The organism is Cobetia sp. SIMBA_158 (assembly GCF_046566945.1).
GTDB lineage: Bacteria > Pseudomonadota > Gammaproteobacteria > Pseudomonadales > Halomonadaceae > Cobetia > Cobetia amphilecti.
Genome location: NZ_JAWJYL010000001.1, coordinates 427,646 through 440,959, shown reverse-complemented (window position 1 = coordinate 440,959; position 13,314 = coordinate 427,646). Strand labels below are relative to the sequence as shown.

Here is a 13,314-nt window from a genome sequence, read left to right as displayed (position 1 = left end):
GGGATCACTCCGTTCAACGTGAGGATTCATTCTGGGTGGCAGCCGTCAGCGTGTCATCCTCGGCGCCTGCCGCAGGAACGCCTGCCGCAGGAATCGCTTGTTCATGCTCGCGACTGAGGCGCTCGGCTTCACGGGCCACGTTGGCCAGCCGGATGGCCTCCTGCTCACTGAGCTTGCCTGCCGCGCGCGCCTCTTCGGCACCCTCGGCCTCGGCACGCGCCATGCGTGAGCGCACCATCGGGCAGTCCGGCAACGGGCGCTCGCCCGTCCACTCGCCAAGATGTGCGACCAGACCAGGGCCCAAGGGTTCCTTGGGCAGCGCATAGCGCGGCGGATAGATGACATCGACGAAGTGAAGCCCTGTCGCCGCTGCCGTCGCGCTCGAGCGCGTGCGATCTCCTCCGCGCATCAGCTCGACGACCCACTCGACAGGCTTCTCGCCACGCCCGATGGCCATCAAGGTGCCCGCGATATTGCGCACCATGTGATGCAGGAAGGCATTGGCCTGGATATCGATCATGACGATATGGCCATGGCGACTGACTTCAATGAAGTGCACGTGGCGGCGCGGCGAGCGCGACTGACAGCCTGCGGCGCGGAACGCCGAGAAATCCAGCTCGCCCACCAGATGCGCCGCCGCGGCCTGCATGTCGGCGACATTGAGCGGCTCGCGACACCAGGTGACATTGTTGCGCTCCATCACCGGCCGAAACGGCTGGTTGATGATCATGTAGCGATAGCGACGGGCGATGGCGCTGAAACGCGCGTGGAAATCATCGGGCACCGGCACGGCCCAATGAATCCCGATATCGGGGGGAAGGTTGACGTTACCGCCCATGCGCCAGGCCTTGCGACTGCGGCCCACGGGGGTATCGAAATGCACGACCTGACGCACGGCATGCACACCGGAATCGGTGCGGCCACTGCAATGCACGGTAATCGGCGTGGAGGCGACCTTGGACAAGGCCTTCTCGAGCGCTTCCTGCACGGAGGGGGCGTGGCTCAGACGCTGCCAGCCACAATAGCGGGTGCCATCATATTCAACGCCCAGAGCAATGCGCCCCGGGCGTTTCTCGTTATCATCCAGCGGTGTAAAAAAGGGCATCAGGTCAGACCAAAGCGCTCCATCAACGCCAGCGCCTCTTCACGGACCATGTCATCACTGGCGGTAGCGAGTGGCTCAAGCAGCGCAGCCGCCTGATCATCATCGCCATCCACCAACAACTGACGGGCTTCCTCGAGCTGTTGGAATGCCACGGTATCCTGGGCGCCAGCCCCAAACCCTGCCGACTCGACAGAGGGATAGGCATTATCCTGATCCCCAGACTCGAACGCCACTTCCTCGACCTCGAATTCCGAGATATCACGTCGCGGCACGTCCACCTCTTCCAGCGTCATGCTATCCAGTGACGGCAACTCGTCCATGCCATCGACTGCGGCTGACGGCTTGCTGGACACCTCATACGGCTTCTGGCTCGCAGCGCTGCCTTCACTTGCGCCACTGCTCTCACTTGCAGCACCGTTCTTCTCGCTCGCGGCACCACTCTCAAGCGCGGAGTGGTCATCCAGCTCTTCACGCAGCGAGGTAAACTCGACGGACTCGCCCTTGAGCGCGCTATCCGCCGCCTTGGATGCCGCGGTATCAGTGCCCTTCTCGCCATCAGCGTGACCAGCATCTCCCAGCGTCAATTCCGGCGCCTGGTAATCGATCACGTTGTCGCTGTTGAAGTGGCTCTCACGCACGGGCGCCTTCTCGAGGTCCTCGCCCTTGAGGCCCGGTTCGAACGCGACGCCTTGATCGGGAGCATGCTCGACCAGCGGTTCGCTCACGCTGTCACTGGCATGCGGTTCGCTGTCAGACAGCGCGCTAGCATCGTCCTGGTCATCAAGGGAGGCGCCAGAACCCGTGACGGATGCATCAGCCGGGCCGTGAGCCGCATCATCGGTCTTGTCGCGACCTTCAAGCGGCGCGCGAGGCACTGCCGCCTGCTGGCTTGCCACCCCCGACAGATAGGAGACCTTGCGCCCCACCTGACTCGCGCCGCCGCCTGCGACAGCACGCAGCGCACTGCTTGAGACACTGTAGCGATCCAGCAGCGCCTGAGCCTCGAAACGCTCTTCCTCATTGCCGGCCGCCAGCACCTGCTCACCTTCATGATGCAGGGCTTCAGCATTGCCAAGCTCGCCATGGACTCCCATCAGCTTGAGGCGCAGGTCCTGGCGTGCGGGATCTTCGACCAGACCGGCTTCCAGCAGGGCCTGGGCCTGATCGAAGCGGCCGTAGGCGATGAAGATGTCCGCCTCGCTGATCGCAGCCGCTTCCGGCTGGGAGAGCGGCTCGAGGCTACCGGACCCCCGGCGCGCCGCCACGCTGGCATCTTCAGACGCGGATGACTTGTGACCCGCGGCAGCAGCGGCAGTCGAGGCCGCAAAGGTATCCGGGAAGACGCGTGGCTTGTCCTGGTCGGGCTCTTCATTGCCGCGGACCGCATCGGCAAAGCTCATGTTCTCATCGCCCCCGGAACCGGAGCGGCGACGCAACAACAGCAGCAACAGAAGCAGCAATGCCCCGGCCGCCCCGCCGACGATGGCCAGGTTGTCCTGCACCCACTGCCAGGTCGCCTGAGGCCACGGCTGCTTGGGCAACACCAGGTTGCCCTCGCCGTCGCGCGGCTGACCGAGGTCCACCCCAGCGGCGATCAGGCTTTCCGGCAACGCCAACGGCGAGATGCCACTGTTGACGAGCAGACGATTCTGTTTGGCGAGCAGCACCTTGGCCGTCTCGAGCTGCTCGGTACGCTCTGCCAGCGACGCTCGCAGCTCTCCGACTTCGTTGCGCAGGGAGGCCACTTCGCTGCGCAGGTCATCACGCTCCTGCTCCAGCTGATCGAGGCGCTGCTGATTGGTCAGCAGCTGATCTTCCAGCGACTCGAGGCGATCGGACAGTTCATCGATCGCCTGCTGACTACCCGCGGAGATCTGACCACTGGCTGCTGCCGCCTTGGGCTTGCTGCCGTCTTCATCCAGCAGCGTCAGACGCGGCTTGCCATCGGCACCCGCGCTGGCGGGCCCGCTCGGTGCGGCCGTGGCTGCAGGCGCAGCACTGGCGGAGGGCTCGTTCGATGTGCTGGCCGCAGCGGCTTTCTTGCTGGCCGGAGCCGGCACGGTCTTGCCCTGCGCGCCCGCGACCCACTGCTGATACTGCTGACGCACTTCCTTGTCAGCCTCGGTACGCGAACGTCCCAACATGGTGCTGCGGTCCGGCACGCTCAGCACCACTCCCGCACGCAGCTTGTTGATGTTGCCGCCCGGGAAGGCCCTGGGGTTGGCTTCCTGGATCGCCAGCATGGCCTGCCGGATGCTGACACTGGCATCCGGACGCACGCGACGCGCGATCGTCCACAGCGAATCACCGTTGCGCACCTTGATGCTGGACGGCGGCGTGCTGGATGACACACTGCGCGAGGCAGCCTGGCTGGGCTGGGCATTGTCGCGGAACACCACGGAACGCGTCGGCGAGGAATCGTTGGTGGCCAGCGGGCGCGAGCGCGCTCCGGCAGGTGTCACCAATGACGGCTGACTCGAATAGCCCGCCGGATCGAACAACAGGGTCACCTGACGCTGCAGCTTGCCATTGGGCCATTCGACATCCAGCAGCAGGTCCACATAGGGCTCACGTACCGCGCCATTGGTGGACAGCTGGAGGTAGTAGCGCCCTCCCTGCTGCTTGACGGCAACCTTGATGTCATCGCTGACATAGCTGCGATCGACGCCCGCTCGCGTAAAGGCGGCAGAATCGGCAACGCCGGCCTTGATGAGGCTGGCATCGAGGCCCGAGGTATCCGTGAGGCCGATGCGCGCGTCCAGTGGCTGATTCAGATTCGAGCGCAACCGCGGCGATTCCATGCCGACTGCCAAGGCCTGAGCACTGTAGACGGCGAACGACACCGCCAGTGCGAGAGGAAGCTTGCGTCCCATTGAGTGTCCCTTCGTATGCGGCCGAATCATTGCCCGGCCTGCGCATTATGTTACGTATACTTACACAAGATACCAGAGAGTCCGTCCCAAGAGTGCGGGAAGCCATTGGCAAAGTGGAAAAAATTTCAACGATAGAGTGACGGCCCACGATCAATAAAGGCCGCAGAGGCGTCATATCGCGAGTGACCAGCTCGACGATATCCCCTTTACGATACCCGTAAAAAAACACCTCCCCGCCATCATGCATCAAAAGCGCCAGTCAAAATCGCAAAAAATGCGCAGGAAAGACTGAGATATCTGGTACTCACCGTGACATCAGTGACCTATCTCTTACCTGAAATCACCGACCTTCCAAGACGTAACGTGCAAAAGAGAAACGCCCTCGACTCCAGAGAGCCGAGGGCGCTTTCAGGCCAGGCTCGCAACGAACCCGACGACATGCAGCTACACAGCGCGATCAGGCCGCGCGATGTTCACGCAGGATGGTCAGCATGCGCTTGAGCGGCTCCGCGGCCCCCCACAGCAGCTGGTCACCGACACTGAAGGCGGACAGGTATTCGCCACCCATCGCCAGCTTGCGCAGACGGCCGACCGGCACGGTCAGGGTGCCGGTAGCGGCGGCCGGCGTCAGGTGCTTGAGGCTGTCTTCCTTGGTGTTGGCGACGACCTTGACCCAGTCATTGTGCTTGGCCAGGCGGTCTTCGATCTCGTCCAGCGGCACGTCCTGCTTGAGCTTGACGGTGAAGGCCTGGGAGTGGGAACGCATCGCACCGATACGCACGCACAGCCCGTCGATCATGATCGGGTTGCCCTGGCTGTCGAGAATCTTGTTGGCCTCGACACCGGCCTTCCACTCCTCGCGGGTCTGACCGGATTCCATCGCGGAATCGATCCACGGCAGCAGTGAGCCGGCCAGCGGCGCACCGAACTGCTGGGTCGCGAAGTCATCGCCGCGCATGGTGGCGGTCACCTTGCGGTCGATGTCGAGGATGGCGCTGGCCGGGTCCGCAAGCTCGGAGGCCACGCTGCCATTGAGCTGGCCCATCTGGGTCAGCAGCTCACGCATGTGGCGCGCACCGCTGCCGGACGCCGCCTGGTAGCTCATGGAGGTCATCCACTCGACCATGCCGGCCTCGAACAGGCCACCCAGGCCCATCAGCATCAGGCTGACGGTGCAGTTGCCGCCGACGAAGGTGTTGGCACCGGCGCCGATCTTCTGGTCGATCACGTGACGGTTGACCGGGTCCAGCACCAGCACGGCGTCCTTATCCATGCGCAAGGTGGAGGCCGCATCGATCCAGTCGCCCTTCCAGCCGGCTTCGCGCAGCGGGCCGAACACCTGCTTGGTGTAGTCGCCGCCCTGACAGGTGACGATGACATCCAGCGCCTTCAGCTCATTGATGTCATTGGCATCCTTGAGCGCCGGCACCGGCGTGCCCACGTCAGGACCGGCCTGACCGACCTGGGAGGTGGAGAAGAACACCGGCTCGATACCGGCGAAATCGTTGTCATCACGCATTCGCTGCATCAGCACGGAACCGACCATGCCACGCCAACCGACAAATCCGACTTTCAACATGCTTGTTCTCCTTGTTCATGCACGGCCGAGAGCATGGAAGACACCACCGCTCCCGACACAGGAATGACCCGCAGCGAGCACAGGCAACTCACACGAGGCGAGCCTTGCCCAACGCTCCAGCCGCAGGTCCTGACATGAGAACCCGGCGACGCACGCCGAGCTCCCCCATGATCATCGCGTGAACGCCGCTGGCTTGCAGCGTTCACGCGGGTCTTGCCTTACGCCTGGGCCTTGAAGGCGGCCAGCACGGCATCGCCCATCTCGGAGGTGGAGACCTTGCGCGTCCCGGCGTAGGCGATGTCGGCAGTGCGCAGCCCTTCATCCAGCACCACACCGACCGCCTTCTCGATGCGCTCGGCCCAGGCGGCTTCGTTGAGCGAGTAGCGCAGCATCATGGCCACCGACAGGATGGTCGCCAGCGGGTTGGCGATGCCCTGGCCCGCGATGTCCGGCGCGCTGCCGTGGCACGGCTCGTACATGCCCTGACCACCCGCATTCAGCGAGGCGGACGGCAGCATGCCGATGGAGCCGGTCAACATGGCGGCCTCATCCGACAGGATGTCACCGAACATGTTGCCGGTGACCACCACGTCGAACTGCTTCGGAGCACGCACCAGCTGCATGGCGGCGTTGTCGACGTACATGTGCGACAGCTCGACATCCGGGTAGTCGGCGGAGATGCGCTCCATCACGTCACGCCACAGCATGGTGACTTCCAGCACGTTGGCCTTGTCGACGCTGCACAGCTTCTTGTTGCGCTTCTGCGCCATCTCGAAGGCGGTGCGACCGATGCGCTCGATCTCGGACTCGGAGTAGACGTAGGTGTTGTAACCGACCTGCTGACCATCACGCGTCTCGATGCCACGCGGCTGACCGAAGTAGATGCCGCCGGTCAGCTCACGCACGATCATGATGTCCAGACCGGACACCACTTCCGGCTTGAGGCTGGAGGCCTCGGCCAGCTGCGGGTAGAGAATCGCCGGACGCAGATTGGCGAACAGCTCGAGTTCCTTGCGCAGCCCCAGCAGGCCGCGTTCCGGGCGCAGCGAGATGTCCTCTAGCTTGTCCCACTGCGGGCCGCCGACTGCGCCGAGCAGGATGGCGTCCGCCGCCTTGGCCGCCTCCAGCGTTTCCGCCGGCAGCGGGTGACCGGCCGCGTCATACCCTGCACCACCGACCTTGCCTTCGCTCAGCGTGATGTCCAGACCTTCGCTGCGGGCGGCTTCAAGGATCTTCACGGCTTCGGCAGTGATTTCCGGGCCAATGCCATCACCGGGCAGAATCAGGATATTGCGGCTCATCTGGAACTCTCCTTGGGCCGGAAGTCTTCCGGCGAGACCGACGGTTCACCGTCGGTGCTGAGACTGGGCTCGCCGCCATTCTGGACGGCGAGCCATGACGAATATGTTGCGATGTCAGGCGCTGACTGACGCGACGCTGGCCAGATCAGGCCGTCTTGCCGTCGCGGAACAGCCACGGACGCTCGGTGCGATGACGCTTCTCGAAGCTGTCGATGGCGTCCTGGTCCTTGAGGGTCAGACCGATATCGTCCAGGCCTTCCATCAGGCAATGCTTGCGGAAGCTGTCGACCTCGAAGGGAATCGACTCACCGGACGGCGTGATGACCGCCTGTGCCTCGAGGTCGATATCCAGACGATACCCTTCCACCGCCTCGGCTTCCTTGAACAGACGGTCCACCGTGTCCTCGTCAAGGGTAATCAACAACAGACCGTTCTTGAACGAGTTGTTGTAGAAGATATCGGCGAAGCTCGGCGCGATGACCACGCGGAAGCCGAAGTCGGTCAGTGCCCAGGGCGCGTGTTCCCGCGAGGAACCGCAACCGAAGTTGCGACGCGCCAGCAATACGCTGGCACCCGCGTAACGCGGCTGGTTGAGCACGAAGTCCGGATTCAGCGGACGCTTGCTGATGTCCTGACCGATATAGCCCTCGTCGAGATAACGCAGCTCATCGAAGAGGTTCGGCCCGAATCCGGTGCGCTTGATCGACTTCAGAAACTGCTTCGGGATGATCAGGTCAGTATCGACGTTGGCGCGATCAAGCGGTGCCACGAGGCCCTGCTGGCGAATGAACTTTTCCATGTCGGGCCTCCTCAGGCGACTTGAGTGTTGTTGGTAGGGATGGGGGCAAAGTCACGAACATCAACGAAGTGACCCGCAATCGCGGCAGCGGCGGCCATGGCCGGGCTGACGAGGTGCGTACGCCCACCGAAGCCCTGACGGCCTTCGAAGTTGCGGTTGGAGGTGGAAGCACAGTGCTCACCGGCGCCCAGCTTGTCGGCGTTCATCGCCAGACACATGGAGCAACCCGGCTCACGCCATTCAAAGCCCGCCGCGAGGAAGATCTCGTGCAGCCCTTCCGCTTCCGCCTGCGCCTTCACCAGGCCAGAGCCCGGCACCACCATCGCCTGCTTGAGGCTCTTGGCGACCGTGCGGCCTTCGGCCACGCGCGCCGCTTCACGCAAATCCTCGATACGCGAGTTGGTGCAGGAACCGATGAACACGCGGTCCAGCTTGATGTCGGTGATCTTCTGCTGAGCGCTGAGGCCCATGTACTCGAGCGCACGGGTGATGCCACGCGCTTCGGTATCATCGCTGGCTGCTGCCGGGTCCGGCACCACGCCATTGACGCTGGTGACCTGCTCCGGGCTGGTGCCCCAGGTGACCTGCGGCGCGATATCCTCGGCCTTGAGCACCACGACCTTGTCGAATTCGGCGTCCGCATCGGAGACCAGATTGCGCCAGTCGGCGACGGCCGCTTCCCACTGCTGGGCGTTCGGCGCATAGGGGCGCTCGTAGAGATAGTCGATGGTGATGTCATCGACACCGACCAGACCGACCCGCGCACCGGCTTCGATCGCCATGTTGCAGATGGTCATGCGGCCTTCCATGGAGATGTCCTGGATGGCAGAGCCGCCGAATTCGATGGCGTAGCCAGTACCGCCGGCGGTGCCGATCTCGCCGATGATGGCGAGCACGACATCCTTGGCGGTGACGCCAGTGCCGAGACGACCATCGACGCGCACCAGCATGTTCTTCATCTTGCGCTGGATCAGGCACTGGGTGGCGAGCACGTGCTCGACCTCGGAGGTGCCGATCCCGTGGGCCAGTGCCGCGAAGGCACCGTGGGTCGCGGTGTGGGAATCGCCACACACCACGGTCATGCCCGGCAGAGTCGCGCCCTGCTCCGGCCCGACCACGTGCACGATGCCCTGACGCGCATCATTGATGGTGAACTGCTCGATGTTGAAGCTGTTGCAGTTGTCGTCGAGGGTCTGCACCTGAATGCGTGAGGTCTCGTCCTCGATGCCCGCGATACCGGCAGCACGCTCCTTGAGAGACGTCGGCACGTTGTGGTCCGGCGTTGCCAGGTTGGCATCCAGACGCCACGGCTTGCGACCGGCCAGACGCAGCCCTTCGAATGCCTGCGGCGACGTGACTTCGTGCAGCAGGTGACGGTCGATGTAGATGAGTGCAGTACCGTCTTCGCGTTGCTTGACCAGGTGCTGATCCCACAACTTGTCATAAAGGGTCTGGCTAGCCATGTCGTGTCTCCTCGTGGCGCCTTACGGTAAGAGCGCGCTTGCTGCCTCGGGGCTCGTAACGGCCCCTTGATGAGGGTGTGTCGTCCAGTGTTGATGGCGGGGCGGTCGTGCGAGCCCGTGGATAGTGACCACTTGCTTGCTGGCTCCAGCATCGCCGCCGCGTCCTGTGCCATCAAGAGTACTCGGCGACAATGAATAAAAGCAATTCATGTTTTTCATGCTTTGGATTCCCAAAAGGAATACCATTGCTCATCAGGTCGTGATCAGGAGTGCATCCGCCTGCGGCGGTCTCGATCGCCCCGCTTGACGCTCCACTGAACGCCCCTATGAATGCCCTCATGACAGGATAGCTGCCCCACATGGACACACCCTCTCTGCAGGCCTTCGTCGCCGTCGCCGAAACCGCCTCCTTCTCGCTTGCCGCCGAGCAGCTACACCTCACCCAGCCGGCCGTTTCCAAGCGCATTGCCCAGCTGGAGCAACTGCATGGCGCACGGCTGTTCGATCGCATCGGACGGCGTGTCTCGCTGACGGAGGCCGGCAATATCCTGCTGCCCCGCGCCCGCGCCATCCTGGTGATGCACGATGACACCCGGCGTGCGCTGCGCAACCTGTCCGGTGAGGTAAAAGGCAGCCTGACGATGGCCACCAGCCACCATGTGGGCCTGCACCGGCTACCACCGCTGCTCAAGGCCTTCACCATGGCCCACCCCGAGGTGCGCATGGACATGCGCTTTCTGGATTCGGAACAGGCCTATCAGGGCGTACTGGATGGGGAGCTGGAACTGGCCGTCGTCACCCTGGCACCGCATCGCGATCCCAATCTGACGGTAGTGCCGGTGTGGCTGGATGAGATGCGCTTCGTGTGCGGACGTGATCACCCGCTGGCAGGCCATAAAGCGTTGCCGCTGGCCGCCCTCTCACAGCACGACGCCGTGCTGCCGGGCCACCTGACCTTCACGCGTGGCATCGTCATCGACACCTTCGCGCGTGACGGCCTCTCGGTGGAAGTCTCGATGTCCACCAACTACCTCGAGACCCTCAAGATGATGGTCGCCATCGGCCTGGGCTGGAGCGTACTGCCGGAAAGCATGATCGACGATGAGATCGAGATCCTGCCCATCGACCACCGCCCCATCGAACGCCAACTCGGCTACCTCTATCACAACAACCGCACCCTCTCGAACGCCGCCAGCGCCATGATCGAACTGCTGGAAGGCGCAAGGGACGCGGCGTCGAGAAACCTCTAGCACAGCTTGAGCTTGAAAGCCTGACCTGAAAGCACAGCCTGAACGCGCAACGCCAGCCCCGAAGGGCTGGCGTTGCGGTTCTGACTTACAGCTTGTGGCGCCGCAGATCAACTCTTGTCGCTATCCTTGGCATTGCCAGCCGAGCCATCCGTCTTGCTGGCCGCAGGCTTGGCATCGTCCTTCTTCGCCTCTTCCGCTGCCTTGGCGGCGGCGGCCTTGCTGGCATTGGAGGGACGGCCACGGCGCGGCTTGGGCGCATCGCTGCCGGTGTCACTCTTGGCGGTGGTAGTGGAAGCACCAGAGCTTGAAGTGTTCGAGCGGGTAGCCCCCTGACTGGAAGCCCCGGTGCTGCTAGCCGTCTTGGCAGTGCTCGCGCTTCCCGTCGAGCTGGCAGTGCTCTTGCTCGCCGTAGTCTTGCTGGCAGTGCTCTTGCTGGCAGTGCTCTTGCTGGCAGTGCTCTTGCGCGTCGTCGCGGGCTTCGTAGCGCTGGAGCCTGCCGCGCTGGAACCCGAAGCCGTGGAAGAAGTGCTGCTGCTCGAGGTGCCGGATGCAGACGGCTTGCTGTCAGAGGCTGACGTGCTCGCAGTCGTCTTGCTTGCAGTCGTCTTGCTTGCAGTCGTCTTGGCCGCCGTTGTCTTGTTGGCGGTGGTCGTCTTGCTGGCAGCCGTCTTGCGTGGCGTGGAGGTCTTTCTCGCCGTGGTGGTCTTGGTCGCTGAGCTACCGGTGCTGCTGGCAGCCGTGCTCGCAGTGCTCTGTTTTGCTGTGCTGTCGCTGGCCGTGCTGCTGGTGGTCGTTGCGCTCTTGGCAGCAGTGCTCCTGGAGGCTGTGCTCTTGGGTGCAGCACGCTTGCGCGCGGCGGGCTTGCTTGCCGGCGTAGCCGACTCAGCAGCTGAAGCGGCCTTGGAAGCGGCAGGTCTGGTGCTCGCACCTTGCGCCTTGGAGGCACTGGATGAGCTATTGCCTGCCGTGTCGCCGGCATCATTGGCGGCCTTGCCGGTGACGGCTTCGGTCATCGCGGTCATGGCCTCTTCCAGCGGCAGCGTCACCTGCTTGAGCGCTTCATTCACGCTCTTCTCGACCGTCTGCTGCACATCACGCACGGCCTTGAGCTGCGCGTCCGCCACGCTGGTGATCTCTTCCGGCACGCTCTGCCCCAGCACTTCGGGAATGGTCTGGCGCGCATAACGCCCCGGCGCCGCCTCGATCACGTCGAGCTTGCCCTCACCCGGCGTGCGCGCAGAGACCTCCGGCTCCGGCTCCACGAAGCCATTGCCGGTCATCCACGCCTGCCAGTCATTCCACCAGGAGCCTTCGTGCTGCTCGGTGCCTTCGAGCCATTCATCCGGCGTTGCCGGCAGGCTGTCATTGGTGGCGTAGCCGTACTTGTTCTTGTACGGCGGATTGACGATACCCGCGATATGACCAGAGCCACCGAGCACGAAGCGCTTGATTGAGGCCTTGGGCAGCTGGGTGCCGTTGTAGGTGGTCTGCCACTTGGCGATGTGGTCCTCGCGCGCGGAGACCCAGTAGCTCGGCGTTTCGATCTGGGAGAGATCGATCGGCACGCCATCCAGCTCGATGCCGCCGGGCTGCACCAGGCGGTTCTCCAGATACATGTGACGCAAGTACCAGGCATGGGTACCGGCCGGCAGGTTGGTGCCGTCGGTGTTCCAGTACAGCAGGTCGAACGCGGTCGGCGCTTCGCCCTTGAGATAGTTTGAGACGTAGAACGACCAGAACAGGTCATTCTCGCGCAGCAGGTTGAAGGAGAACGCCATCACGCGGCCATCCAGATAGCCGTCCTGCGCCATCTGCTTCTCGAGCCCCTGCAGAACCGGCTCGTTGAGGAAGACACCGATCTCACCGGGATCGGAGAAATCCTGCAGCGTTGCCATGTAGCTGACCGAGCGCACGCGGTCGGACTGCTTCTCGGCCGCCAGATAGGCCATGGTGCTGGCCGTCAGCGTGCCACCGATGCAGTAGGACAGGATGTTGACCTGCTTCTCGCCGGTGGCCTGCTCGATGGCATCCATCGCGGCCAGCGGGCCCATCTGCATGTAATCGGCCCAGGTGAGGTCACTCTGCTCGGGCCCCGGATTGCGCCAGGAGATCAGGAACACGGTGTGCCCCTGCTCCACCAGCCAGCGCATCATCGAATTGTCCTGACGCAGATCGAGAATGTAGTACTTGTTGATCCACGGCGGCACGACCAGCAACGGCGTGCTGAAAGCCTTCTCAGTGGCCGGACGATACTGGATCAGCTGGATCAGCTCGTTCTCGAAGACCACGTCACCCGGCGTGACGGCGATGTTGTCGCCGAGACGGAAGGCTTCGGTGTCGGTCATCGCGACATTGATGCCTTCGGCGGAGTTGGCCAGGTCATCGCGCAGTCGCTTCAGGCCGTCGAGCAGGTTCTGGCCGCCGGTCTCGCGGGTCACGCGCTGCACTTCCGGGTTGGTGGAGGCGAAGTTGGAGGGCGAGAAGGCGCTGACGTACTGGCGCGCGTAGAACTCGAGATTGCGCTTCTGGCTCTCCGGCAGGCCTTGAATGCCGGCCAGCATGTCGTCCACGGCGCGCGAGAACAGCAGGTATTGCTGCACGAGGAAGTGGTAATAGGGCTCGCTCTGCCAGGCCTCATCGCGGAAGCGACGGTCAGAGCGCGCGGGCGTGATCACCGGCTCGACGCTCTCGCCATTCAGCTCGCGCAATGTGCCCTGCAACAGTGCCATCTGGTCCTGGAAGAGGCGCGTCTGGGTCGACATCAACAGTTGCGGGTCACGTGCCAGGGCCTCGGCCCCCGCCTGGAAGCAACGACCCATCTCGTCATAGATGGTGGAAGCGGCAGCGCTGGGCCATAGGCGCTCCAGCATGTCACTCATCAAGGCTTGATACTGGGCACTGGCCTGCTGCATCACGCTGGCCCACTCCGTGCCTTCAGCACCAT

The 13,314-nt window shown here is 63.6% G+C and carries 7 protein-coding genes and 1 pseudogene; 1 reads left to right on the top strand and 7 read right to left on the bottom strand.

Features of this window, described 5'->3' with window-relative positions:
- Positions 1 to 13: 13 nt before the first annotated feature.
- From truA to leuC, 6 genes are all read right to left on the bottom strand, one after another.
- Positions 14 to 1,105: a tRNA pseudouridine(38-40) synthase TruA gene (gene truA, locus R2R70_RS01885; RefSeq protein ID WP_410977059.1), complete on the bottom strand. Its 1,092-nt coding sequence runs from the start codon at positions 1,103 to 1,105 to the stop codon at positions 14 to 16.
- The gene (locus R2R70_RS01880; RefSeq protein WP_410977058.1) at positions 1,105 to 3,978 is read right to left on the bottom strand and encodes a FimV/HubP family polar landmark protein; all 2,874 of its coding nucleotides are present in this window, start codon (positions 3,976 to 3,978) and stop codon (positions 1,105 to 1,107) included. Before R2R70_RS01880 ends, truA begins: the two co-directional genes overlap by 1 nt.
- Before the next feature lie 457 nt (positions 3,979 to 4,435).
- On the bottom strand, positions 4,436 to 5,557 hold the full coding sequence (asd, locus tag R2R70_RS01875; RefSeq protein WP_192838485.1) for an aspartate-semialdehyde dehydrogenase: 1,122 nt from the start codon (positions 5,555 to 5,557) through the stop codon (positions 4,436 to 4,438).
- Positions 5,558 to 5,775: 218 nt separating this feature from the next.
- On the bottom strand, positions 5,776 to 6,858 hold the full coding sequence (gene leuB, locus R2R70_RS01870) for a 3-isopropylmalate dehydrogenase (RefSeq protein WP_043335563.1): 1,083 nt from the start codon (positions 6,856 to 6,858) through the stop codon (positions 5,776 to 5,778).
- Positions 6,859 to 7,003: 145 nt separating this feature from the next.
- Positions 7,004 to 7,657, bottom strand: a complete 654-nt coding sequence (gene leuD / locus R2R70_RS01865; protein ID WP_107335256.1) for a 3-isopropylmalate dehydratase small subunit — start codon at positions 7,655 to 7,657, stop codon at positions 7,004 to 7,006.
- Positions 7,658 to 7,668: 11 nt separating this feature from the next.
- Complete coding sequence (gene leuC / locus R2R70_RS01860) at positions 7,669 to 9,120, bottom strand: 3-isopropylmalate dehydratase large subunit (RefSeq protein ID WP_043335560.1); 1,452 nt, start codon at positions 9,118 to 9,120, stop codon at positions 7,669 to 7,671.
- Between the two features lie 359 nt (positions 9,121 to 9,479).
- Between leuC and R2R70_RS01855 the strand changes: the two genes are divergently transcribed.
- On the top strand, positions 9,480 to 10,370 hold the full coding sequence (locus R2R70_RS01855) for a LysR family transcriptional regulator (protein ID WP_054554935.1): 891 nt from the start codon (positions 9,480 to 9,482) through the stop codon (positions 10,368 to 10,370).
- A 1,148-nt stretch (positions 10,371 to 11,518) separates the two neighbouring features.
- Here R2R70_RS01855 and phaC read toward each other — a convergent pair.
- Positions 11,519 to 13,282: pseudogene (gene phaC, locus R2R70_RS01850) on the bottom strand (class I poly(R)-hydroxyalkanoic acid synthase); the annotation flags it as partial.
- Between the last annotated feature and the right edge of the window lie 32 nt (positions 13,283 to 13,314).

What these genes read in the sequence shown, in the direction of transcription:
- truA (WP_410977059.1), bottom strand. Translation starts at nt 1,105, where the DNA reads ATGCCCTTTTTTACACCGCTGGATGATAACGAGAAACGCCCGGGGCGC.
- R2R70_RS01880 (WP_410977058.1), bottom strand. Translation starts at nt 3,978, where the DNA reads ATGGGACGCAAGCTTCCTCTCGCACTGGCGGTGTCGTTCGCCGTCTAC.
- asd (WP_192838485.1), bottom strand. Translation starts at nt 5,557, where the DNA reads ATGTTGAAAGTCGGATTTGTCGGTTGGCGTGGCATGGTCGGTTCCGTG.
- leuB (WP_043335563.1), bottom strand. Translation starts at nt 6,858, where the DNA reads ATGAGCCGCAATATCCTGATTCTGCCCGGTGATGGCATTGGCCCGGAA.
- leuD (WP_107335256.1), bottom strand. Translation starts at nt 7,657, where the DNA reads ATGGAAAAGTTCATTCGCCAGCAGGGCCTCGTGGCACCGCTTGATCGC.
- leuC (WP_043335560.1), bottom strand. Translation starts at nt 9,120, where the DNA reads ATGGCTAGCCAGACCCTTTATGACAAGTTGTGGGATCAGCACCTGGTC.
- R2R70_RS01855 (WP_054554935.1), top strand. Translation starts at nt 9,480, where the DNA reads ATGGACACACCCTCTCTGCAGGCCTTCGTCGCCGTCGCCGAAACCGCC.